The following is a 23,257-nucleotide window of genomic DNA, read 5'->3' on the forward strand; positions in this document are numbered from 1 at the left end:
CGAACGATGAAAGCAGCAGCGGCGAAAACGCTCAAACACAAGCGACAGGAGGAACAGGCCAACTTTGTTAGTTGGCGGTTTGCGTTGCTGTGCGGCTGCATTTTGCTGGCGCTGTTGTTCCTGCTCGGGCGCACGGCCTGGTTGCAAATCATCAACCCCGATATGCTGGTGCGCCAGGGCGATATGCGTTCTTTGCGCGTACAGGAAGTGACGACATCACGCGGGATGTTAACCGACCGCGCCGGGCGGCCGCTGGCGGTATCGGTGCCGGTTAACGCCGTGTGGGCCGATCCGAAAGAGCTGCACGACGCAGGCGGCATCACCCTTGATAATCGCTGGAAAGCGCTGTCTGATACGCTTAAGCTGCCGCTGGATCAACTGGCTGCGCGCGTGAATGCGAATCCGAAAGGGCGCTTTATTTATCTGGCGCGTCAGGTAAATCCTGACATTGGCGATTACATTAAAAAGCTTAAATTGCCGGGTATTCATCTGCGGCAGGAGTCTCGTCGCTATTACCCTTCCGGAGAAGTGACCGCTCACCTCATCGGTTTTACCAACGTTGACAGCCAGGGTATCGAAGGGGTTGAAAAGAGCTTTGATAAGTGGCTAACCGGCCAGCCTGGCGAACGCATCGTGCGTAAAGACCGCTATGGACGCGTTATTGAAGATATTTCCTCAAAAGACAGCCAGGCCGCGCACAACCTTGCCCTGAGTATTGATGAACGCCTGCAGGCGCTGGTTTACCGTGAATTGAACAACGCCGTGGCGTTCAATAAGGCGGAGTCTGGCAGCGCCGTGCTGGTGGACGTTAACACGGGTGAGGTGCTGGCGATGGCCAACAGCCCGTCATATAACCCGAACAACCTTGCCGGTACGCCGAAAGAGGTGATGCGCAACCGCACGATTACCGACGTGTTTGAACCGGGTTCGACGGTAAAACCTATGGTCGTCATGACGGCTTTGCAGCGTGGCGTAGTGCGCGAAAATAGCGTGCTGAATACCGTGCCTTATCGAATCAACGGCCATGAAATCAAAGACGTGGCACGTTATAGTGAATTAACCCTGACCGGGATTCTACAGAAGTCGAGTAACGTTGGCGTTTCTAAGCTGGCGTTAGCGATGCCATCCTCGGCATTAGTGGATACTTACCAACGTTTTGGATTGGGAAAATCAACCAATTTAGGGTTGGTTGGTGAACGCAGTGGCTTATATCCTCATAAACAACGGTGGTCTGACATAGAGAGGGCCACCTTTTCTTTCGGTTACGGGCTAATGGTCACGCCATTACAGCTAGCGCGCGTCTACGCAACGATAGGCAGCTATGGCATTTACCGGCCGCTCTCTATTACCAGAGTTGACCCGCCGGTGCCCGGTGAACGCGTCTTCCCTGAATCAATTGTGCGCACGGTAGTGCATATGATGGAAAGCGTGGCGCTGCCGGGCGGCGGCGGCGTAAAAGCCGCCATCAAGGGCTACCGCATTGCTATTAAAACCGGCACGGCGAAAAAAGTGGGGCCGGACGGTAAATACATTAATAAATACATTGCCTACACCGCAGGCGTTGCGCCCGCCAGTAACCCGCGTTTTGCGCTGGTGGTGGTTATCAACGATCCGCAGGCGGGTAAGTACTACGGCGGCGCGGTTTCCGCGCCGGTCTTTGGCGCCATTATGGGTGGCGTCCTGCGCACAATGAACATTCAACCCGATGCGCTGACGTCGGGTGAGAAGAGTGAATTTGTGATTAATCAAGGTGAGAGAACAGGTGGCAGATCGTAATTTGCATAACCTCCTCGCTCCGTGGGCGCCCTCTGCGCCGGAGCGGGCTCTGCGTGAAATGGCGCTCGACAGCCGCGTGGCGGCGTCGGGCGATCTCTTTGTCGCTGTTAAGGGACATCAGGCGGACGGGCGTCGGTATATCCCGCAGGCGATAGCGCAGGGCGTGGCTGCCGTGGTGGCGCAAGCGGAAGGTGAAGCTAACGATGGTGAAATTCGTGAAATGCATGGCGTGCCGGTGATTTATCTGGCGCGACTGCAGCAGCGTTTGTCTGCGTTGGCGGGCCGTTTTTACCAGCAGCCGTCGCAGCGTTTGCGTCTGGTCGGCGTAACCGGAACCAACGGTAAAACCACAGCCACACAGTTAATAGCACAGTGGGCGCAGCGGCTGGGAGAGACGAGCGCGGTCATGGGTACGGTAGGCAACGGGCTATTGGGCAACGTCGCGCCTACAGAAAATACCACCGGTTCTGCTGTTGATGTTCAGCAAGCGCTCGCTAACCTGGCAGGGCAAGGCGCGACGTTTGCCGCGATGGAAGTCTCTTCGCATGGCCTGGCGCAGCACCGCGTGGCGGCGCTGCAATTCGCAGCCTGCGTATTTACAAACCTTAGCCGCGATCACCTTGACTATCATGGCGATATGGCGCGCTACGAAGACGCCAAATGGCGGCTTTTTTCAGAACACCACTGCGGTCAGGCCATTATCAACGCCGATGACGATGTGGGGCGTCGCTGGCTGGCGAAACTGCCGGATGCTGTAGCCGTGTCTGTAGAGAATGCTCACGCTTGTGTTGCGCATAAACGCTGGCTGAAAGCGACCGCCATTGACTATCACGATCGCGGCGCAACCGTGCGCTTTAGCTCAAGCTGGGGCGATGGCGAGATCGATAGCCGTTTGATGGGGGCGTTTAACGTCAGTAATCTGTTGCTGGCGCTGGCGGCGCTGCTGGCGCTGGATTATCCGCTGGCGCAGCTCACGCAAACCGCCGCGCGGCTGCAACCGGTCTGCGGGCGTATGGAAGTCTTTAGCGCGCCCGGCAAACCCACGGTAGTGGTGGACTATGCCCATACGCCGGATGCGCTGCAAAAAGCGCTGGAGGCCGCGCGTTTGCATTGTAAAGGGAAACTGTGGTGCGTGTTTGGCTGCGGCGGGGATCGCGATAAGGGCAAACGCCCGCTGATGGGCGCCATTGCTGAAGAGTGCGCCGATATTATCGTTGTAACAGATGATAACCCGCGCACCGAAGAGCCGGGCGCTATCGTAAAAGATATTCTGGCCGGTATGCTTGATGCCGGTCGCGCCCATGTGGTTGCCGGCCGCGCTGAAGCGGTGACCAATGCCATTATGCAGGCGAAAGAAGATGACGTTGTGCTGATTGCCGGTAAGGGACACGAAGATTATCAAATTGTTGGCAACCGCCGCCTTGATTACTCCGATCGCATCACCGCTGCGCGCCTGCTGGGGGTGACGGCATGATTCGCCTTTCTCTGACGCAGCTTGCCCGCGTGGTTGAGGGCCGGCTGCACGGCGCCGGGAATGATATTGAGGCCGTGGCGACCGATACGCGCAAACTTACGCCGGGCTGTCTGTTTGTTGCGCTTAAAGGCGAGCGTTTTGATGCCCATGAATTTGCCGGGCAGGCCATACAGGGCGGCGCGGGCGCGTTACTGGTAAGCCGGCTGCTGGACATTGACGCGCCGCAGGTTTTAGTTGACGACACGCGCCTGGCGTTCGGTCGCCTGGCCGCATGGGTGCGCCAGCAGGTGCCAACCCGCGTGGTGGCGTTAACCGGATCTTCCGGTAAGACGTCGGTAAAGGAAATGACCGCAGCCATTTTGCGTCAGTGCGGTAATACGCTCTATACCGCAGGTAACCTGAACAATGATATTGGCGTTCCGTTGACGCTGCTGCGCCTGACGCCGGAATATGAATTTGCCGTTATTGAGCTTGGCGCTAACCATCAGGGAGAAATTGCCTGGACTGTGGGCCTGACGCGCCCGCAAGCCGCGCTGGTTAACAATCTCGCTGCCGCGCACCTGGAAGGTTTCGGTTCGTTGGCAGGCGTTGCGAAGGCGAAAGGCGAAATTTTTACCGGCCTGCCGGAAGACGGTATCGCGATTATTAATGCCGACAATAATGACTGGCTGAACTGGAAAACGATTATCGGCAACCGTAAAACCTGGCGTTTCTCGCCAAACGCCGCCGACAGCGATTTCACCGCTACCGATATTCGTATTACCACGCAGGGTACACATTTTACTTTGCGCACGCCCTCCGGGGATATCGCGGTTACGCTGCCGCTGCCGGGGCGTCACAATATTGCAAACGCGCTGGCGGCAGCGGCGCTGGCAATGGCGGTAGGCGCGCCTCATGACGCGGTGCAAAAAGGGCTTGCCGGGCTACAGGCTGTGCCGGGGCGCCTTTACCCTGTTCAACTGGCGGAAAACCGGTTGCTGCTTGACGACAGCTATAACGCGAACGTGGGCTCCATGACGGCTGCCGTGCAGGTGCTTTCACAAATGCCGGGCTACCGCGTCATGGTGGTGGGCGATATGGCTGAACTGGGCGCACAGGCGCGGGCGTGTCATCGCGAGGTCGGCGAGGCGGCGCGTGCAGCAGGCATCAACCGTGTGTTGAGCGTGGGAACGTTAAGTGAAAACCTGAGTCGCGCAAGCGGCGTAGGTGAGCATTTCAATGATAAACAAGCGCTCATCGCGCGCCTGAAAGCGCTGCTTGATGAGCACGCTATTATGACAATTTTAGTGAAAGGTTCACGTAGCGCCGCCATGGAAGAGGTTGTTTGCGCACTAAAGGAGAAGGTTACATGTTAGTCTGGCTGGCCGAACACCTGGTCAAATATTACTCCGGCTTTAACGTTTTTTCGTATCTGACGTTTCGCGCCATTGTGAGTCTGCTGACGGCTCTGGGAATTTCACTGTGGATGGGGCCGCGTCTGATAGCCCGTCTTCAGGAGCTGTCTTTCGGCCAGGTTGTGCGCAACGATGGTCCCGAATCGCACTTCAGCAAGCGCGGTACGCCAACAATGGGCGGAATAATGATCCTTACCGCTATCGTGGTGTCGGTGCTGATGTGGGCCTATCCGTCCAATCCTTATGTCTGGTGCGTGCTGTTTGTGTTGGTAGGCTATGGCATTGTAGGGTTTGTGGACGATTACCGTAAGGTTGTGCGCAAAGATACGAAAGGCTTGATTGCCCGCTGGAAATATTTCTGGATGTCGCTTATCGCGCTGATTGTCGCCTTTGCGCTCTACATCACCGGCAAGGATACGCCCGCTACTGAACTGGTCGTGCCGTTTTTTAAAGACGTTATGCCGCAACTTGGCATCTTCTACATTCTGCTGGCTTATTTCGTCATTGTCGGTACCGGCAACGCGGTAAACCTGACGGATGGCCTGGATGGCCTGGCGATTATGCCGACTGTGCTGGTGGCCGCGGGTTTCGCGCTGGTAGCCTGGGCGACCGGCAATATGAATTTTGCCAGCTATCTGCATATTCCCTACCTGCGCCACGCAGGCGAACTGGTCATTGTCTGCACCGCCATTGTCGGGGCCGGTCTGGGTTTTCTGTGGTTTAACACCTACCCGGCCCAGGTTTTTATGGGGGATGTCGGCTCCCTGGCGCTTGGCGGCGCGCTCGGGATTATTGCCGTATTGCTACGCCAGGAATTCCTGCTGGTGATTATGGGCGGCGTGTTCGTTGTGGAAACGCTGTCGGTCATTCTCCAGGTTGGGTCGTTTAAGCTACGCGGCCAGCGTATTTTCCGCATGGCGCCGATTCACCATCACTATGAACTCAAAGGGTGGCCGGAGCCGCGCGTTATCGTGCGCTTCTGGATTATTTCGCTGATGCTGGTGCTGATTGGCCTGGCGACGCTGAAGGTGCGTTAATCATGGCAGATTATCAGGGTAAGAAAGTTGTCATTATCGGGCTGGGCCTGACGGGGTTGTCCTGTGTGGCATTCTTTATGGCGCGCGGCGTAACGCCGCGCGTCATGGATACCCGTCTGTCGCCGCCGGGGCTTGATAAGCTGCCGCAGGAGGTTGAATACCATACCGGTAGCCTGAACGATGCCTGGCTAATGGATGCGGATCTGATCGTTGCAAGCCCTGGTGTTGCGCTGGCAACGCCCGCGCTGAGCGAGGCCGCTGAGGCCGGCGTGGAGATTGTTGGCGATATTGAACTGTTCTGCCGTGAAGCGCATGCGCCGATCGTTGCGATCACAGGGTCGAATGGCAAAAGCACCGTGACGAAACTGGTAGGCGAAATGGCGGAAGCGGCGGGCGTAAGCGTGGGCGTGGGCGGCAATATCGGCCTCCCGGCGTTGATGCTGTTGGATTCGTCATGTGAGCTTTATGTGCTGGAACTGTCCAGCTTCCAGTTGGAGACGACCTACAGCCTGAAAGCGGTTGCGGCCACGGTGTTGAACGTGACGGAAGATCATATGGATCGCTACCCGTCCGGCCTTCAACAGTACCGGGACGCCAAGCTGAGAATCTATGAAAATGCGCAGGCTTGCGTGGTCAACGCCGATGATGCATTGACGATGCCGGTACGCGGCGCTGATGCGCGCTGTATTAGTTTTGGCGTTGATGTTGGCGATTACCACCTCAATCACCAGCAGGGCGAAACCTGGCTGCGGGTGAAAGGGGAAAAGGTGCTGAATGTTAAAGAAATGAAGTTGACCGGCCAGCACAACTACACCAATGCGCTGGCGGCGCTGGCGCTGGCGGATGCCGCTGGCCTGCCGCGCGCCAGTAGCCTTAAGGCGCTAACGACCTTTAACGGCCTGGCGCATCGCTTTCAGCTAGCGCTGGACAGAAACGGCGTGCGCTGGATTAATGATTCTAAAGCCACTAACGTGGGCAGCACCGTCGCTGCGCTGAACGGGCTTAAGGTTGACGGTACGCTACATCTGTTGCTGGGGGGAGATGGAAAAGCCGCAGATTTTTCTCCGCTGAGCCGATATGTACAGGGCAATAACGTTCGCCTGTACTGTTTCGGTCGCGACAGAGCCGAACTTGCGGCGCTGCGCCCGGATAGCGCAGAACAAACAGAGACGCTGGAGCAGGCTATGCGCCTTATTGCACAGCGCGTATCCGCGGGGGATATGGTGCTGCTGTCACCGGCCTGCGCCAGTCTCGATCAGTTTAAAAACTTTGAACAGCGTGGCGAGCGATTCGCTCAACTGGCCAGGGAGCTTGGCTAATGCGCTTAACCCTCCCACGCCTGAGACTGCCGCATATACCAGGACGCGCGATCCTGGCCTGGCTGTTTACGCGCCTTAAGGGGTGGGCGACGCAATCGCGTGACGCCGATGACAGCATGGTGCTCTACGATCGCACCCTGCTGTGGTTGACGTTCGGGCTGGCGGCTATCGGTTTTATCATGGTGACCTCGGCGTCGATGCCGGTCGGCCAGCGTCTGGCAAACGATCCTTTTTTGTTCGCCAGGCGTGACGGATTTTACATTTTGCTGGCGTTTGCGCTGGCGGTTATCACGCTGCGTTTGCCAATGGATTTCTGGCAGCGTTACAGCGCGCCGATGTTGATTGCGGCGATTGGCATGCTGGTTGTCGTTCTGGTGGTTGGCAACTCAGTAAACGGCGCGTCGCGCTGGATCTCGCTGGGGCCGCTACGTATTCAGCCTGCGGAATTTACTAAGCTTGCGCTGTTTTGCTACCTGGCGAACTACCTGGTGCGCAAGGTGGATGAAGTGCGTAATAACATCCGCGGCTTTTTAAAGCCGATGGGCGTGATTTTGATGCTGGCTGTGCTGCTGCTGGCGCAGCCGGATCTCGGCACTGTCGTGGTGCTGTTTGTCACAACGCTGGCCATGCTGTTTCTGGCCGGGGCTAAGCTTTGGCAGTTTTTGGCAATTATTGGTATGGGCATTGCGGCAGTTGTGCTGCTTATCCTCGCTGAACCCTATCGTATGCGTCGTGTTACCTCTTTCTGGAACCCGTGGAATGATCCGTTTGGCAGCGGTTATCAGTTAACGCAGTCGCTGATGGCGTTTGGCCGAGGCGAATTATGGGGCCAGGGGCTGGGTAATTCGGTGCAAAAGCTGGAATATCTGCCGGAAGCGCATACTGATTTTATCTTCTCCATTATTGGGGAAGAACTGGGATATATCGGTGTGGTACTGGCGCTTTTGATGGTATTCTTCGTCGCTTTTCGCGCAATGACGATAGGGCGGCGGGCGCTGGAGATGGATCAGCGTTTCGCCGGCTTTTTGTCCTGCTCTATCGGTATCTGGTTTAGCTTCCAGGCGCTGGTGAATGTTGGCGCCGCCGCAGGCATGCTGCCTACCAAGGGGCTGACGCTGCCGTTAATCAGCTACGGCGGTTCAAGCCTGCTTATCATGTCTACGGCGATTATGATGCTGCTGCGCATTGATTATGAAACGCGTCTGGCGAAAGCGCAGGCGTTTACGAGGGGCGTAAGATGACGAAGCGATTAATGGTGATGGCTGGCGGAACAGGCGGGCACGTATTTCCCGGCCTGGCCGTTGCTCACCATTTAATGGCGCAGGGGTGGCAGGTCCGTTGGCTGGGCACTGCCGACCGTATGGAAGCGGATTTGGTTCCAGAACATGGAATTGATATTGATTTTATTCGTATTTCCGGCCTGCGCGGCAAAGGCGTGAAAGCGCTGTTGTTGGCGCCGGTGCGTATATTTAACGCCTGGCGACAGGCCCGCGCCATTATGAAGCGTTTCCAGCCGGACGTGGTGCTGGGCATGGGAGGATACGTATCCGGACCGGGCGGGCTGGCGGCGCGATCGCTGGGCATTCCGGTGGTCTTGCATGAACAAAACGGTATCGCCGGATTAACCAATAAATGGCTGGCGAAAATCGCCACCAAAGTGATGCAGGCGTTTCCTGGCGCCTTTGCGGACGCGGAAGTGGTGGGAAATCCGGTGCGCGCTGATGTGCTGGCGCTGCCTGAACCGCAGGTGCGCTACGCCAATCGCGAAGGCCCGATACGGGTGCTGGTGATTGGCGGCTCTCAGGGCGCGCGCGTTTTGAACCAGACAATGCCGCAGGTGGCCGGGCGATTAGGCGCGCGTATTAGCGTGTGGCATCAGACGGGTAAAGGCGCGTTGTCGGTTGTTCAGGATGCCTATGCCGCCGCCGGTCAGCCGCAGCATAAGCTTACCGAATTTATTGATGATATGGCCGCAGCCTGGGGCTGGGCGGATGTTGTCGTTTGCCGCTCGGGCGCGCTGACGGTAAGCGAAATCGCCGCAGCAGGACTGCCCGCGATTTTTGTTCCATTCCAGCACAAAGATCGCCAGCAGTACTGGAATGCGCTACCGCTGGAAAAAGCTGGCGCCGCGAAGATTTTTGAGCAGCCGCAGTTTAATGCGGATGTTGTAGCGCAAACGCTGGAAAACTGGGATCGCCCCGCACTGCTGGCGATGGCGCGGCGCGCGCGCGGCGGCATGTTTGGATGCGACCGAGCGTGTCGCTAACGCGGTTAGCGAAGCGGCGAAAGCATAATTTTTTTCTGAGCGCCCTTTTTTGCGCTCTTAGCTATCAGAGGGTAAGGCAGCGATACGCTGCAGATTAAAGATGAATACTCAACAACTGGCGAAATTGCGTTCAATCGTGCCCGAGATGCGCCGCGTCCGGCATATACACTTTGTGGGCATAGGCGGAGCCGGAATGGGCGGTATCGCTGAGGTGCTCGCAAACGAAGGGTATCTGATTAGCGGTTCCGATCTGGCGCCGAACCCGGTTACGCAACAGTTGTCGCAGCTCGGCGCCACTATTTATTTCAATCATCGTCCGGAAAATGTGCGTGATGCCAGCGTTGTGGTGGCCTCCAGCGCAATATCGCAGGATAACCCGGAGATTGTCGCCGCTCATGAGCTGCGTATTCCGGTTATCCGCCGTGCCGAAATGCTGGCTGAGCTGATGCGCTATCGCTATGGCATCGCCATTGCCGGCACCCACGGTAAAACCACGACGACTGCGATGGTATCCAGCATTTATGCTGAGGCCGGGCTGGATCCCACCTTCGTCAACGGCGGGCTGGTGAAGTCCGCCGGCACGCACGCACGCCTCGGTCATAGCCGCTATCTGATAGCCGAAGCGGATGAAAGCGACGCGTCTTTTTTGCACCTTCAGCCGATGGTGGCCGTTGTGACCAATATTGAAGCCGATCACATGGATACCTACCAGGGCGACTTCGAAAACCTCAAGCAGACGTTTATCAATTTCCTGCACAACCTGCCGTTCTATGGCCGTGCGGTAATGTGCGTGGATGATAATGTCATCCGTGAACTGTTGGCGCGTGTAGGTCGTCAGATAACGACCTACGGCTTCAGCGATGATGCGGACGTGCGAATTGAAGATTACCGCCAGACGGGGGCGCAGAGCTTCTTTACGCTGGCGCGTCACGATAAGCCGCAACTGCGCGTTCGGCTGAACGCGCCCGGCCGTCATAATGCGCTGAATGCCGCAGCGGCAGTGGCGGTGGCGACGGAAGAAAATATCGATGATGCCGCAATTTTGCGCGCGCTGGAAAGTTTCCAGGGGACCGGTCGTCGCTTTGATTTCCTTGGCGAGTATCCGCTGGAGCCGGTTAACGGCAAAAGCGGGAGCGCGATGCTGGTGGATGATTACGGCCATCATCCGACCGAAGTCGACGCCACCATCAAGGCGGCGCGGGCAGGCTGGCCGGAAAAAAATCTGGTCATGATCTTCCAGCCGCATCGTTATACGCGCACGCGCGATCTTTATGACGACTTCGCCAACGTGCTGACTCAGGTTGACGCGCTGCTGATGCTGGACGTGTATGCGGCAGGCGAAACTCCCATCCCAGGCGCCGACAGCCGTTCGCTGTGCCGGACGATTCGCGGGCGTGGAAAAGTCGATCCGATACTGGTTCCCGACGCGGAAACGGTTGCTGAAATGCTTGCGCCTGTTTTGACGGGAAATGATTTGATTTTGGTTCAGGGTGCGGGGAACGTCGGTAAAATTGCAAAAAAATTAGCTGAAACTAAACTGCAAACGCAAACTCAGGGGGAAGACCGGAATGGCTGATAAAGTTGCGGTCCTGCTGGGCGGTACTTCCGCTGAGCGCGAGGTGTCTTTACAGTCCGGCAGCGCGGTGCTGGCAGGGCTTAAAGAGGCGGGTGTAGACGCTTATGCCGTCGATCCGCGCGAGGTGCCGGTCACGGCGCTAAAAGATGAGGGGTACGATAAAGTTTTCATCGCGCTGCACGGCCGCGGCGGCGAAGACGGTACTTTGCAGGCGATTCTGGAATATCAGAATTTGCCTTATACCGGCAGCGGCGTGATGGCGTCGGCGGTGACGATGGATAAGTTGCGCACCAAGCTTTTATGGCAGGGCGCGGGGTTGCCGGTTGCGAATGCCGTTGCGCTTAATCGCCGCGATGGCTTTAGCGCAGATGCGGCGCTTGAGATTGCGGCATTGGGGATGCCGGTTATCGTTAAACCGAGCCGCGAGGGGTCAAGCGTCGGGATGTCTAAAGTCGATACGGCGGACAGGCTGGCCGAGGCGCTTGAACTGGCGTTTCAGCATGATGATGAAGTCCTGGTCGAAAAATGGCTGAGCGGCCCGGAGTTTACCGTCGCGGTGCTGGGCGATGAGATTTTGCCCTCTGTCCGGATTCAGCCGGCAGGCGTGTTTTACGATTATGAGGCGAAGTATCTCTCCGACGACACACAGTATTTCTGTCCGGCTGGCCTGAGCGAAGCGCAGGAAGCGGCCTTACAGGCGCTGGCGCGCAAAGCCTGGCAGGTTCTGGGGTGCAGCGGCTGGGGGCGCGTGGATGTAATGATGGACAGTAACGGCGAGTTTTACTTGCTTGAAGTGAATACCGCGCCGGGAATGACCAGCCACAGTCTGGTGCCGATGGCGGCACGCCAGGCGGGAATGAGCTTCTCGCAACTGGTTGTACGTATTCTGGCGCTGGCGGGCTGATATGTCTCAGGCGGCCCTTAACGTGCGTACCCGCGAGGACGATAACTTCTCGCGCCGCAGTAACGGTACGCGCCTGGCGGGGATTATTTTTTTGCTGGCGGTGGTTGTAACCATGCTGGTGGGCGCATTGATGGTCATAAACTGGATGAATGACGCGCAGCGTCTTCCTCTGTCGAGGCTGGTGCTGACCGGCGAGCGTCACTACACGCGTAATGACGATATCCGCCAGTCGATACTGGCGCTGGGCGCGCCCGGTACATTCATGACCCAGGATGTGAACGTCATACAGCAGCAGATTGAGCGCCTGCCCTGGATTAAGCAGGCGAGCGTCAGAAAACAGTGGCCGGACGAATTGAAGATTCATCTGGTTGAATATGTCCCTTTGGCGCGCTGGAATGACCAGCACATGGTGGATGTCGATGGAAATGCTTTCAGCGTGCCCGCTGCGCGAACCCGCAGGCAGCTTTTGCCAATGCTGTATGGCCCGGAAGGCAGCGAAAAAGAGGTGCTGGAAGGATATCGGACGATGAGCGAAGCGCTGGCGAAGGGGCGGTTCACGCTTACAGAGGCGGCAATGACCGCGCGTCGCTCCTGGATGTTAACGCTTAATAACAATATTAAGCTCAACCTTGGGCGCGGCGATACGATGAAACGTCTGAATCGGTTTATAGAGCTCTATCCGGTTTTGCAACAGCAGGCGCGGGTTGACGGTAAAATTATTCGCTACGTTGACCTACGCTATGATTCAGGCGCTGCGGTAGGTTGGGCTCCAGCCCCCGTTGAGGATCTTAATCAGCAACAGAATCAGGTACAGGCAGAGTAACGATGATCAAATCGACGGACAGAAAACTGGTAGTAGGACTGGAGATCGGCACAGCGAAAGTGGCCGCTTTGGTAGGGGAAATTCTGCCCGACGGTATCGTTAATATTATTGGCGTGGGCAGTTGCCCGTCGCGCGGTATGGACAAAGGCGGCGTTAACGATCTGGAATCGGTGGTGAAATGCGTACAGCGCGCCATCGATCAGGCTGAGCTGATGGCCGACTGCCAGATATCTTCAGTGTATCTGGCGCTCTCGGGTAAGCATATTAGCTGCCAGAATGAGATAGGCATGGTGCCTATCTCTGAAGAGGAAGTGACGCAGGAGGACGTTGAGAATGTCGTCCACACGGCGAAATCAGTCCGCGTGCGCGATGAACATCGCGTCCTTCACGTTATACCGCAGGAATATGCGATCGATTATCAGGAAGGTATTAAAAATCCGGTAGGGCTTTCCGGTGTTCGTATGCAGGCAAAAGTGCACCTGATCACATGTCATAACGATATGGCGAAAAACATTGTTAAAGCCGTTGAACGATGTGGTCTAAAAGTTGACCAACTCATTTTCGCAGGGCTTGCGTCGAGTTATTCCGTTCTGACCGAAGATGAGCGCGAGCTGGGCGTCTGCGTTGTTGATATCGGCGGTGGTACAATGGATATCGCCGTCTATACCGGCGGCGCGTTGCGCCATACTAAAGTTATCCCTTATGCGGGTAACGTGGTGACCAGCGATATCGCCTATGCTTTCGGTACGCCGCCAAGCGACGCTGAAGCCATTAAAGTACGCCACGGATGCGCGCTGGGCTCGCTGGTCGGCAAGGACGAAAGCGTGGAAGTGCCAAGTGTGGGCGGCCGCCCTCCGCGCAGTCTGCAGCGTCAGACGCTGGCCGAGGTGATAGAGCCGCGCTATACCGAGCTGCTTAATCTTGTGAATGAGGAGATTTTGCAGCTTCAGGAGCAACTGCGCCAGCAGGGCGTGAAGCACCATCTGGCGGCAGGAATTGTTCTTACCGGCGGCGCAGCGCAGATTGAAGGCCTGGCGGCCTGCGCGCAGCGCGTGTTCCATACGCAGGTTCGTATTGGGCAGCCGTTGAATATTACCGGGCTGACGGATTATGCCCAGGAGCCGTACTACTCCACTGCGGTAGGTTTGCTGCACTACGGGAAAGAAACCCACCTCAGCGGTGAAGCGGAAGTGGAAAAACGGGCCTCTGTCGGCTCGTGGGTAAAGCGAGTTAATAGTTGGTTGAGAAAAGAATTTTAATTATTTAAGAGATCCTGAAATTTGGCGATCTCATGCAACAGGCACAAAACGGAGAGAAACTATGTTTGAACCTATGGAACTGACCAACGACGCGGTGATTAAAGTCATCGGCGTCGGCGGCGGCGGCGGCAACGCCGTAGAGCACATGGTGCGCGAGCGCATTGAAGGTGTAGAGTTCTTTGCGGTGAATACAGACGCTCAGGCGCTGCGTAAGACAGCGGTTGGCCAGACGATTCAGATTGGCAACGGTATTACTAAAGGTCTGGGCGCCGGCGCAAACCCGGAAGTAGGGCGCAATGCGGCAGACGAAGACCGTGAAGCGCTGCGCGCGGCGCTTGAAGGGGCCGATATGGTATTTATCGCCGCAGGTATGGGCGGCGGTACCGGTACCGGCGCGGCGCCTGTTGTGGCTGAAGTGGCCAAAGATCTGGGCATTCTGACCGTTGCTGTGGTAACCAAACCGTTTAACTTCGAAGGCAAAAAGCGCATGGCCTTCGCAGAACAGGGCATCAGCGAATTATCCAAACATGTGGATTCTCTGATTACCATCCCTAACGATAAGCTGCTCAAGGTGCTGGGCCGCGGCATTTCGCTGCTCGATGCGTTCGGCGCGGCAAACGACGTGCTCAAGGGCGCAGTGCAGGGGATTGCCGAACTGATAACCCGCCCGGGGTTGATGAATGTCGACTTCGCCGATGTGCGCACGGTTATGTCGGAAATGGGTTACGCCATGATGGGGTCCGGCGTGGCGCAGGGTGAAGACCGCGCGGAGGAAGCGGCTGAAATGGCGATTTCCAGCCCGCTGTTGGAGGATATCGATCTTTCCGGCGCGCGCGGCGTGCTGGTCAACATTACTGCGGGCTTTGACCTGCGTCTGGATGAATTCGAAACGGTGGGGAACACTATTCGCGCCTTTGCCTCTGATAACGCAACCGTGGTTATTGGTACCTCCCTCGATCCGGAAATGAATGACGAACTGCGCGTGACCGTTGTTGCTACCGGTATCGGTATGGATAAGCGCCCGGAAATCACGCTGGTGACAAATAAGCAGCAGGTTCAGCCGCAGGGTATAGACAGGTTCCAGCCGCACGGCATGGCGCCATTAAGCCAGGAGCAGAAATCCGTGGCGAAAGTGGTGAACGATAGCAGTGCGCAAACGGCGAAAGAGCCTGATTACCTGGATATTCCGGCGTTTTTGCGTAAGCAGGCGGATTAAGAATAAACTGGAAGTTGGGGTTTCTCGCTCTTTGTGCTAAACTGCCCCGCCGGCGGTAATATAGACTGTCGGTTGGATGAGTAATTTGGCGAGATTATACGATGATCAAACAAAGGACATTAAAACGTATCGTTCAGGCGACTGGCGTCGGGCTTCATACCGGCAAAAAGGTCACGCTGACGTTACGCCCTGCGCCGGCGAATACCGGGGTCATCTATCGTCGCACAGACTTGAATCCACCGGTCGATTTTCCGGCAGATGCAAAATCAGTGCGGGATACAATGCTCTGTACTTGCCTGGTTAACGAGCATGATGTACGGATTTCTACCGTAGAGCATCTTAATGCCGCCCTCGCAGGGCTGGGGATCGACAACATCATCGTTGAAGTTGATGCGCCAGAAATTCCCATTATGGACGGCAGCGCTGCGCCGTTTGTTTATCTGCTGCTGGATGCCGGCGTTGATGAACTGAACGTTGCGAAGAAATTCGTGCGCATTAAGGAAGCGGTTCGCGTAGAGGACGGCGACAAGTGGGCTGAGTTCAGGCCGTATAATGGTTTTACGCTCGATTTTACTATCGACTTTAACCATCCGGCGATTGATTCCAGCAGCCAGCGCTATCGCATGAACTTCTCCGCAGACGCCTTTATGCGCCAGATCAGCCGTGCGCGCACCTTCGGTTTTATGCGCGATATCGAATACCTGCAGTCACGCGGCCTGTGCCTGGGCGGTAGTTTTGACTGCGCTATCGTGGTGGACGATTATCGTGTGCTGAACGAAGATGGCCTGCGTTTTGAAGATGAATTCGTTCGTCATAAAATGCTGGATGCCATCGGCGATTTGTTCATGTGCGGTCACAATATTATTGGCGCGTTTACCGCTTATAAATCGGGTCATGCGCTTAATAATAAACTGCTTCAGGCTGTCCTGGCGAAACAGGAAGCCTGGGAGTTTGCGACCTTTGAAGACGAAGCCGAACTTCCGGTTGCTTTCAAAGCGCCTTCTATCGTAATGGCGTGACTGGCGTATCCATTACGCCGCCGCGCATAAAATGGCTGGTTAGCCTGGCGTTCTCTCCGTCCGGGTTGACTGGCCTTTTTTTATTTTTATACCGAAAATCTTTTCTCCTGACTGCGGCTCTGCGCGCGCTGGCGGTTGATTTTGCGAGTTAACTTCTGCGTTTGATGATTCCTGATGCCGCCTGTCGGGATTGATGGTAATATCAGGCGAATTTATCGTTATGGACTACGGTGTTTCTGACTTCTGGTGAAGCTGTGACAGGAATTTTTACTCGCTGGCGACAACTCGGTATTCGCTATTTCTGGCCACATCTCCTGTTGGGGATGGTTGCGGCCAGTTTTGGTTTGCCTGCGCTTAGCAATAATTCCGGCCATTCCACCCCTTCAGAAACCGCGGCCAGTAACGCCGAACGTCGTATTGCTGTCCGGTTCGATAGCCTGGCGCTGTTGCAACAGGAAAATAGCCGGCGTGCTTCGTTCAGCGTGGATTACTGGCATCAACATGCTATCCGTACGGTTATCCGCCACCTTTCTTTCGCGTTAACGCCCCAAACGCTGCCTGCAGCTAAAGCGTCTTCTTCGCTTCAGGAACAGCACCTTGCGCTGCTGGATACGCTCAGCGCGTTGTTAACGCAGCCGCGTAAGCTCCCGCTAACGTCTTCGTTGCAGACTGATGCTGCGCCTGAATCCGGCGGCCACGGCTACAGCGTCATTCACTGGCTCAACCAGACTCAGGGCATCCGCGCCGGGCCTGCAGACCTCAGCTAATTATACTTCTGGTCTTTTTATTTCTTTTTTCATGACCTCAAAAAGCTGAGGCGTTTGAGATTTTATTATGCTTATCAAAATGTTAACTAAAGTGTTCGGCAGCCGCAACGATCGCACTCTGCGCCGTATGCGTAAAATTGTTTCAAAAATAAACGCTATGGAGTCAGAGCTGGAAAAGCTGTCTGACGACGAACTAAAAGCGAAAACGGCAGAGTTCCGCGCGCGCCTGGCAAAAGGCGATACGGTTGAAAGCCTGCTGCCTGAAGCGTTCGCCGTTGTACGTGAAGCAAGTAAGCGCGTTTTTGGTATGCGTCACTTCGACGTACAGTTGATGGGCGGCATGGTGCTTAACGATCGCTGTATTGCGGAAATGCGCACGGGTGAAGGTAAAACCCTGACCGCAACGCTGCCCGCCTACCTGAATGCGCTGAGCGGTAAAGGGGTGCATGTCGTTACCGTTAACGATTATCTTGCGCAGCGTGACGCTGAAAACAATCGCCCGTTGTTTGAGTTTTTGGGCATGACGGTTGGCATCAACCTGCCGGGTATGCCTGCGCCGGCTAAACGTGAAGCCTATGCCGCGGATATAACCTATGGCACCAACAACGAATACGGTTTTGATTATTTGCGCGATAACATGGCATTTAGCCCGGAAGAGCGCGTACAGCGTAAGCTGCATTACGCGCTGGTGGATGAAGTTGACTCCATCCTGATTGATGAAGCCCGTACGCCGCTCATCATTTCCGGCCCGGCGGAGGATAGCTCCGACCTGTACCGTCAGGTGGACAAAATTATCCCCCGTCTGGTGCGTCAGGAAAAAGAAGACTCCGACACTTTCCAGGGGGAGGGCCACTTCTCCGTAGACGAAAAATCCCGCCAGGTGAACCTGACTGAACGTGGTCTGGTGTTGGTTGAAGAGCTATTGGTGCAGGAAGGCATTATGGAAGAAGGCGAATCGCTCTATTCGCCGAACAATATCATGCTGATGCACCATGTGACCGCTGCGTTGCGCGCGCATGCGCTGTTTACTCGTGACGTTGACTATATCGTTAAAGACGGCGAGGTCATCATTGTAGACGAACATACGGGCCGAACCATGCAGGGCCGCCGTTGGTCTGATGGTTTGCACCAGGCAGTGGAAGCGAAAGAAGGCGTACAAATCCAGAATGAAAACCAGACGCTGGCGTCCATTACCTTTCAGAACTACTTTCGTCTTTATGAGAAGCTTGCCGGCATGACCGGTACGGCGGATACCGAAGCCTTCGAATTTAGCTCTATCTACAAGCTCGATACAATCGTTGTGCCGACTAACCGCCCGATGGTCCGTAAAGATCTTGCCGACCTTGTCTATATGACCGAGGCTGAAAAATTTGCGGCGATTATTGAAGACATCAAGGAGCGTACTGCTAGGGGCCAGCCGGTGTTGGTGGGGACGATTTCTATTGAGAAATCTGAACTGGTGTCTGGCGCGCTTGAGCAGGCGGGTATCAGGCATAATGTGCTGAATGCTAAATTTCATGCCCATGAGGCTGAAATTGTTGCTCAGGCAGGTTACCCGTCAACGGTAACGATCGCCACTAATATGGCCGGTCGTGGTACCGATATCGTATTGGGCGGTAGCTGGCAGGCTGAAATTGCGCAGCTTGAAAATCCAGGTGAAGAACAGATTGCAGAGATTAAAGCGCAATGGCAAAAACGTCATGATGCGGTGCTGAAAGCCGGGGGTTTACACATTATCGGCACTGAGCGTCATGAGTCGCGCCGTATTGATAACCAGCTACGCGGCCGTTCTGGCCGTCAGGGCGATACGGGCTCTTCACGCTTCTATCTGTCGATGGAAGATGCCCTGATGCGTATTTTCGCCTCCGATCGTGTGTCTAATATGATGCGTAAGTTGGGTATGAAACCGGGTGAGGCAATTGAGCATCCCTGGGTCACCAAAGCTATCGCCAACGCGCAGCGTAAAGTTGAAAGCCGTAACTTTGATATCCGTAAGCAGTTGCTGGAGTATGACGACGTGGCGAACGATCAGCGCCGCGCTATTTACACCCAGCGTAACGAACTGCTGGACGTTGCCGATGTGAGCGAAACCATTAACAGCATTCGTGAAGATGTGTTCAAAGCGACCATCGATAGCTATATCCCGCCGCAGTCGCTTGAAGAGATGTGGGATATCCCGGGCCTACAGGCGCGTCTGGAAAACGATTTTGATTTGGCGTTGCCGATTGCACAGTGGCTGGACAAGGAACCTGAACTGCATGAAGAAACGCTGCGTGAGCGTATTCTGGAACAGGCGAATGAGGTATACCGGAACAAAGAAGAAATGGTGGGCGCTGAAGCCATGCGCCATTTTGAAAAAGGGGTGATGCTGCAAACGCTCGATTCGCTCTGGAAAGAACATCTGGCGGCGATGGACTACCTGCGTCAGGGGATACATCTGCGCGGTTATGCGCAAAAAGATCCGAAGCAGGAATATAAGCGTGAATCTTTCGCAATGTTTGCCGCAATGCTGGAATCCCTGAAATATGAAGTGATAAGCACGCTGAGCAAGGTTCAGGTGCGTATGCCGGAAGAAGTTGAAGTAATGGAACAGCAGCGTCGCGAAGAGGCGGAGCGCCTGGCGCAGATGCAGCAGTTTAGCCATCAGGAAGATGATGCGCTGGCGGCGCAAGAGCTTGCCGCTCGTACCGGCGATCGTAAAGTGGGGCGTAACGATCCGTGTCCTTGCGGTTCCGGTAAAAAATACAAGCAGTGTCACGGCCGCTTAAGCTAAGAAGAAAAGCGAGATCAGGGCGCAGCGCGCTGCGCCCGCAGATTGTCATCAAAGAGGATAAAAGCGGGGTTTTGTCCTCTTTTTTTTCAGGTGAAAATCAAGGCCTTGATTTTAGTCGTGTATTTTTCTGATTTTTTGGGGGCGAAGCCGCGCGTATCGGCGTTTGTTAACCGTCTCAGCGCGCAGCGCCCCTTTTTCCGGGACAGAAACAATGAAAAAACTGAATATCGCAGCGGGCATTATTCGCAATACTCAGGGCGAAATTTTTCTGACCCGTCGCGCTGCTGATGCCCATATGGCCAATAAACTTGAGTTTCCGGGTGGAAAGATTGAAGCCGGGGAGACGCCAGAGCAGGCGCTGGTGCGCGAGCTACAGGAAGAAACGGGGATTATCGCAACGGGGTATTCGCTCTATGAGGCGTGCGCGCATGCATTTTCCGATCGTCACATTAACCTGTGGTTTTTTATAGTTGAGCAGTGGCAGGGCGAGCCCTGGGGAAAAGAAGGACAACCGGGAATGTGGGTTGCGCAGCACGCGCTACAGGCGGATGCTTTCCCCCCCGCTAACCTTAGCGTGATTGAACGGTTACTGGCTGAAGCAATGTGAGCGTGCCTGCCACGTTAATAACAAAGCGGGAAAAACGCAGTTTTCCCCTCTTTGCTGGCTTTACTGGACATCAATGCGTTGATTTTCCTGCCATACCGGACGAAAACATTCGGCCTGGCGTTTTTCATCAGTCTGGCAGGCGCGCGCGTTCTGCTTTATTGCGGATTATCCGACTCGCTCCAGCCGTCGCTGTCTGATAAATCGCCCTGACTGGGGATGCGTTTTTCTTCCGCCGCCCATTCACCGAGATCGATGAGCTGGCAGCGCTTGCTGCAAAACGGGCGAAACGGGCTGTTTTTATCCCAGATAACGGTTTTACCGCAGCAAGGGCAGTTGACTGTGGTGATATCAGACATTATCCCTCCTTAACAGCAGGCGAGTTCAAAATCGAGGCGTTCGGGCACTGCGCCATTTTCGCTATCCAGCGGTAAAAAGCGTATAGCGAAGCGGCTTTTATGCCCGGAAATCTGCGGATAAAGCGCGTCATCTGCGGACATCTGTAGCCGCAGCAGATCGGCGTCTTCGCCGTTATCCTGATAAAAACCGTTAAGGCTGGTGTGCTTGCGCAGCGGTGAAGCGTTACGAATCAAATCCAGCAGCATGTTCAGCGGTTGCCTGATGGGGTCAAGCGAATTTCGCCACTGCGCGACCTGCTCATCGCGCAGGTGCTGCGCGAGGGCAAGCCAGATATGCAGGGTAGGCAGATCAAAGCTGCAACACCCGCCGGGAATACTCAGGCGTTGGCGTACCAGCGCAATCATCTTGTCTTCACGCAGGATCTGGCCCGGGCGCGGCGCTGACATCAACCTGCTGCCCAGTTCACGCAATTGTGTCGCTAATTGCTGAATGCGCTGCGTATCTGCGCCGGGTACATCGGCCCAACTGTTAAGTTTACGCTGTTGGCGCTCAAGTTCTTTCAGGATTTCAGTTCGTATTTCTCCGCGCTCGAATACGTCGAGCAAGTCGCTGACGCTGCGGAAAAAGTTCAGTGCGCTGGCGTGGTCGCGAACCGGTAGCTGGGCTTCCATCTGCGTTAATAAAAATTCCATGCGTAGCCAGGTACGCATTTTTTCATTAAGAGGATGCTCAAAAAGAACGTAAGGGTGCATTAATTTTTTTCCTGTGCTGCGGCCTGCGCGGCCAGCGTCAGATAGCGCTGGTGCAGGCTGGCGACTTCCGCAATGGCAGACTGCGGCTCACCGTCATTATTAATGATATCGTCTGCCGCGGCCAGGCGTTCCTCTCGGGTAGCCTGAGCCGCAATAATTTTTTGTGCCTGCTCAAGTGAAACGCCGTCGCGCTTTATTGTTCGCGCCAGTTGGGTTGCCACAGACACATCCACGACCAGTATGCGATCGGCTTTAGCGCTCAGGTTGTTTTCTACCAGCAACGGCACTACCCATATAACGTAAGGCGACGACGCAGAGGCGATATATTCCTGTGTTTGCTGCTGTATCAGTGGGTGAAGCAGTGCGTTAAGCCACGCTTTTTCGGCTGTCTGGATGAAAATCAATTCCCGCAGACGGCGGCGATTAAGGCTGCCGTCAGGTAAAAGCATATCAGCGCCAAAATGTTCAACAATGGCGCGCAGCGCCGGTTTACCCGGCTCAACGACCTGACGCGCAATGATATCCGCATCAATAACGGCGATCCCTGAACGGGCAAAGGCGTCGGCAATGGTGCTTTTTCCGCTGCCGATACCGCCCGTTAAAGCGACCGTATAGACCATAATGTTATTATCCTGAATTCTGCCAGCCGAATGTTACGCGCATAGCGCCGTTATCGCGCGCTCTGTGGTTGCTGCGCAGCATCAGGCGGCCCGGTCTGGCATTGTTGAGGTAAATTTTCGGGATTGTAGCGTAAAAAAGCTGCTTTTCGCAGTCTTGCGGCTGCAATATTAGTGCGTATGATAGCGTCACTGGAGTTGGCCCCTATGCCGCCGATATTGTTAATGCGATTGTCGCCACTAAATCCAGGAATCCTCACATGCGTATCGAAGAAGATTTAAAGTTAGGCTTCAAAGATGTTCTTATCCGCCCCAAACGTTCTACGCTGAAAAGCCGCTCTGAAGTTGAGCTTGAGCGCGAGTTCGTTTTTAAACATGCTGGCGTCTCGTGGGCCGGCGTACCGATTATTGCAGCCAATATGGATACGGTGGGGACTTTCCGTATGGCGCAGGCGCTGGCTGGCTTTGGCATTCTGACAGCGGTGCATAAGCACTATAGCGTGGAGGACTGGCAGGGTTTTATTCAGTCTGTTACGCAGGATGTTTTACAGCATGTCATGGTTTCTACCGGCACGTCCGATGCGGATTTCTCCAAAACCAAAGCGATTCTCGCGCTTTCGCCTGCGCTGAAATTCATTTGTATTGATGTTGCCAATGGCTATTCCGAGCATTTCGTGCAGTTTGTCAGCAAAGCACGTGAGGCGTGGCCGGATAAGGTTATCTGCGCAGGTAATGTAGTGACGGGGGAGATGTGTGAAGAGCTGATCCTTTCCGGTGCGGATATTGTTAAGGTTGGCATTGGCCCTGGCTCGGTATGCACCACGCGCGTTAAAACCGGCGTGGGTTATCCGCAGCTTTCCGCCGTTATTGAATGCGCTGATGCAGCGCATGGCCTCGGCGGCCAGATTGTCAGCGATGGCGGCTGCACTATGCCTGGTGATGTGGCTAAGGCCTTTGGCGGCGGCGCAGACTTTGTGATGCTTGGCGGTATGCTGGCCGGTCATGATGAAAGCGGTGGTAAGGTTGTGGAAGAAAACGGTGAAAAATTCATGCTGTTTTATGGAATGAGTTCCGAATCAGCAATGAATCGCCACGTTGGCGGCGTTGCGGACTACCGTGCGGCTGAAGGCAAAACGGTTCGCCTGCCGCTGCGTGGACCGGTGGAGAACACCGCCCGCGATATTCTTGGCGGTTTGCGTTCAGCCTGTACCTATGTTGGCGCATCACGCCTGAAAGAGTTGACCAAACGCACGACGTTTATCCGCGTTCAGGAGCAGGAAAATCGGGTATTTAACGGCCTCTGACGCAGGCTATGATTATA

Annotated in this window: 19 protein-coding genes and 1 pseudogene; 17 read left to right on the forward strand and 3 right to left on the reverse strand. The window is 55.4% G+C overall.

Going from position 1 to position 23,257, the window contains the following annotated elements; genetic code table 11:
• Positions 1-6: 6 nt before the first annotated feature.
• From JJB97_RS01150 to mutT, 16 genes and pseudogenes are all read left to right on the forward strand, one after another.
• On the forward strand, positions 7-1,776 hold the full coding sequence (locus JJB97_RS01150; protein ID WP_238711969.1) for a peptidoglycan glycosyltransferase FtsI: 1,770 nt from the start codon (positions 7-9) through the stop codon (positions 1,774-1,776).
• On the forward strand, positions 1,763-3,250 hold the full coding sequence (murE, locus tag JJB97_RS01155; protein WP_238711970.1) for a UDP-N-acetylmuramoyl-L-alanyl-D-glutamate--2,6-diaminopimelate ligase: 1,488 nt from the start codon (positions 1,763-1,765) through the stop codon (positions 3,248-3,250). The genes JJB97_RS01150 and murE overlap by 14 nt, the downstream gene beginning before the upstream one ends.
• The gene (gene murF, locus JJB97_RS01160) at positions 3,247-4,605 is read left to right on the forward strand and encodes a UDP-N-acetylmuramoyl-tripeptide--D-alanyl-D-alanine ligase (RefSeq protein ID WP_238711971.1); all 1,359 of its coding nucleotides are present in this window, start codon (positions 3,247-3,249) and stop codon (positions 4,603-4,605) included. Before murE ends, murF begins: the two co-directional genes overlap by 4 nt.
• On the forward strand, positions 4,599-5,681 hold the full coding sequence (mraY, locus tag JJB97_RS01165) for a phospho-N-acetylmuramoyl-pentapeptide-transferase (protein ID WP_238711972.1): 1,083 nt from the start codon (positions 4,599-4,601) through the stop codon (positions 5,679-5,681). The genes murF and mraY overlap by 7 nt, the downstream gene beginning before the upstream one ends.
• A 2-nt stretch (positions 5,682-5,683) precedes the next feature.
• On the forward strand, positions 5,684-7,000 hold the full coding sequence (murD, locus tag JJB97_RS01170) for a UDP-N-acetylmuramoyl-L-alanine--D-glutamate ligase (protein WP_238711973.1): 1,317 nt from the start codon (positions 5,684-5,686) through the stop codon (positions 6,998-7,000).
• Positions 7,000-8,241: a cell division protein FtsW gene (gene ftsW / locus JJB97_RS01175; protein ID WP_238711974.1), complete on the forward strand. Its 1,242-nt coding sequence runs from the start codon at positions 7,000-7,002 to the stop codon at positions 8,239-8,241. The genes murD and ftsW overlap by 1 nt, the downstream gene beginning before the upstream one ends.
• Positions 8,238-9,294, forward strand: a pseudogene (murG, locus tag JJB97_RS01180) (undecaprenyldiphospho-muramoylpentapeptide beta-N-acetylglucosaminyltransferase). Before ftsW ends, murG begins: the two are co-directional and overlap by 4 nt.
• A gap of 72 nt (positions 9,295-9,366) precedes the next feature.
• The gene (gene murC / locus JJB97_RS01185) at positions 9,367-10,842 is read left to right on the forward strand and encodes a UDP-N-acetylmuramate--L-alanine ligase (RefSeq protein WP_238711975.1); all 1,476 of its coding nucleotides are present in this window, start codon (positions 9,367-9,369) and stop codon (positions 10,840-10,842) included.
• Complete coding sequence (locus tag JJB97_RS01190; protein WP_238711976.1) at positions 10,835-11,746, forward strand: D-alanine--D-alanine ligase; 912 nt, start codon at positions 10,835-10,837, stop codon at positions 11,744-11,746. Before murC ends, JJB97_RS01190 begins: the two co-directional genes overlap by 8 nt.
• Position 11,747: 1 nt before the next feature.
• Positions 11,748-12,569 carry a cell division protein FtsQ gene (gene ftsQ, locus JJB97_RS01195; protein ID WP_238711977.1) on the forward strand — a complete coding sequence of 274 codons (822 nt, stop codon included), beginning with the start codon at positions 11,748-11,750 and terminating at the stop codon, positions 12,567-12,569.
• A gap of 2 nt (positions 12,570-12,571) precedes the next feature.
• Positions 12,572-13,828, forward strand: a complete 1,257-nt coding sequence (ftsA, locus tag JJB97_RS01200; RefSeq protein WP_238711978.1) for a cell division protein FtsA — start codon at positions 12,572-12,574, stop codon at positions 13,826-13,828.
• 61 nt (positions 13,829-13,889) lie between these two features.
• Positions 13,890-15,044 carry a cell division protein FtsZ gene (ftsZ, locus tag JJB97_RS01205; RefSeq protein WP_238711979.1) on the forward strand — a complete coding sequence of 385 codons (1,155 nt, stop codon included), beginning with the start codon at positions 13,890-13,892 and terminating at the stop codon, positions 15,042-15,044.
• Between the two features lie 101 nt (positions 15,045-15,145).
• Positions 15,146-16,063 (forward strand): UDP-3-O-acyl-N-acetylglucosamine deacetylase, encoded by a 918-nt coding sequence (lpxC, locus tag JJB97_RS01210; RefSeq protein WP_238711980.1) that lies wholly within the window; start codon positions 15,146-15,148, stop codon positions 16,061-16,063.
• 254 nt (positions 16,064-16,317) lie between these two features.
• Complete coding sequence (secM, locus tag JJB97_RS01215; RefSeq protein ID WP_238711981.1) at positions 16,318-16,830, forward strand: secA translation cis-regulator SecM; 513 nt, start codon at positions 16,318-16,320, stop codon at positions 16,828-16,830.
• Positions 16,831-16,897: 67 nt separating this feature from the next.
• On the forward strand, positions 16,898-19,603 hold the full coding sequence (gene secA, locus JJB97_RS01220) for a preprotein translocase subunit SecA (RefSeq protein WP_238711982.1): 2,706 nt from the start codon (positions 16,898-16,900) through the stop codon (positions 19,601-19,603).
• A gap of 211 nt (positions 19,604-19,814) precedes the next feature.
• On the forward strand, positions 19,815-20,210 hold the full coding sequence (mutT, locus tag JJB97_RS01225; protein ID WP_238711983.1) for an 8-oxo-dGTP diphosphatase MutT: 396 nt from the start codon (positions 19,815-19,817) through the stop codon (positions 20,208-20,210).
• A 155-nt stretch (positions 20,211-20,365) separates the two neighbouring features.
• Here the strand turns inward: mutT and yacG are convergent, their stop codons facing one another.
• Genes yacG through coaE form a run of 3 tightly spaced genes read right to left on the reverse strand, consistent with a single transcriptional unit; the run spans position 20,366 to position 21,939 of the window.
• On the reverse strand, positions 20,366-20,566 hold the full coding sequence (gene yacG, locus JJB97_RS01230; protein ID WP_238711984.1) for a DNA gyrase inhibitor YacG: 201 nt from the start codon (positions 20,564-20,566) through the stop codon (positions 20,366-20,368).
• A 9-nt stretch (positions 20,567-20,575) separates the two neighbouring features.
• A complete protein-coding gene (zapD, locus tag JJB97_RS01235; protein ID WP_238711985.1) occupies positions 20,576-21,319 on the reverse strand; it encodes a cell division protein ZapD in 744 nt (247 codons plus the stop codon).
• The gene (gene coaE, locus JJB97_RS01240) at positions 21,319-21,939 is read right to left on the reverse strand and encodes a dephospho-CoA kinase (RefSeq protein WP_238711986.1); all 621 of its coding nucleotides are present in this window, start codon (positions 21,937-21,939) and stop codon (positions 21,319-21,321) included. The genes zapD and coaE overlap by 1 nt, the downstream gene beginning before the upstream one ends.
• 257 nt (positions 21,940-22,196) lie before the next feature.
• Here coaE and JJB97_RS01245 point away from each other — a divergent pair, with 257 nt between their 5' ends.
• Positions 22,197-23,240 carry a GMP reductase gene (locus tag JJB97_RS01245; RefSeq protein WP_238711987.1) on the forward strand — a complete coding sequence of 348 codons (1,044 nt, stop codon included), beginning with the start codon at positions 22,197-22,199 and terminating at the stop codon, positions 23,238-23,240.
• Positions 23,241-23,257 lie beyond the last annotated feature (17 nt).

Source organism: Tenebrionibacter intestinalis (assembly GCF_016632365.1).
Lineage (GTDB): Bacteria > Pseudomonadota > Gammaproteobacteria > Enterobacterales > Enterobacteriaceae > Tenebrionibacter > Tenebrionibacter intestinalis.

Bases quoted from the DNA above. Each gene is read 5' to 3' on its own strand.
- JJB97_RS01150 (WP_238711969.1), top strand. From the start codon at position 7: ATGAAAGCAGCAGCGGCGAAAACGCTCAAACACAAGCGACAGGAGGAA.
- murF (WP_238711971.1), top strand. From the start codon at position 3,247: ATGATTCGCCTTTCTCTGACGCAGCTTGCCCGCGTGGTTGAGGGCCGG.
- mraY (WP_238711972.1), top strand. From the start codon at position 4,599: ATGTTAGTCTGGCTGGCCGAACACCTGGTCAAATATTACTCCGGCTTT.
- murD (WP_238711973.1), top strand. From the start codon at position 5,684: ATGGCAGATTATCAGGGTAAGAAAGTTGTCATTATCGGGCTGGGCCTG.
- ftsW (WP_238711974.1), top strand. From the start codon at position 7,000: ATGCGCTTAACCCTCCCACGCCTGAGACTGCCGCATATACCAGGACGC.
- murC (WP_238711975.1), top strand. From the start codon at position 9,367: ATGAATACTCAACAACTGGCGAAATTGCGTTCAATCGTGCCCGAGATG.
- JJB97_RS01190 (WP_238711976.1), top strand. From the start codon at position 10,835: ATGGCTGATAAAGTTGCGGTCCTGCTGGGCGGTACTTCCGCTGAGCGC.
- ftsQ (WP_238711977.1), top strand. From the start codon at position 11,748: ATGTCTCAGGCGGCCCTTAACGTGCGTACCCGCGAGGACGATAACTTC.
- ftsA (WP_238711978.1), top strand. From the start codon at position 12,572: ATGATCAAATCGACGGACAGAAAACTGGTAGTAGGACTGGAGATCGGC.
- ftsZ (WP_238711979.1), top strand. From the start codon at position 13,890: ATGTTTGAACCTATGGAACTGACCAACGACGCGGTGATTAAAGTCATC.
- lpxC (WP_238711980.1), top strand. From the start codon at position 15,146: ATGATCAAACAAAGGACATTAAAACGTATCGTTCAGGCGACTGGCGTC.
- secA (WP_238711982.1), top strand. From the start codon at position 16,898: ATGCTTATCAAAATGTTAACTAAAGTGTTCGGCAGCCGCAACGATCGC.
- mutT (WP_238711983.1), top strand. From the start codon at position 19,815: ATGAAAAAACTGAATATCGCAGCGGGCATTATTCGCAATACTCAGGGC.
- yacG (WP_238711984.1), bottom strand. From the start codon at position 20,566: ATGTCTGATATCACCACAGTCAACTGCCCTTGCTGCGGTAAAACCGTT.
- zapD (WP_238711985.1), bottom strand. From the start codon at position 21,319: ATGCACCCTTACGTTCTTTTTGAGCATCCTCTTAATGAAAAAATGCGT.
- coaE (WP_238711986.1), bottom strand. From the start codon at position 21,939: ATGGTCTATACGGTCGCTTTAACGGGCGGTATCGGCAGCGGAAAAAGC.
- JJB97_RS01245 (WP_238711987.1), top strand. From the start codon at position 22,197: ATGCGTATCGAAGAAGATTTAAAGTTAGGCTTCAAAGATGTTCTTATC.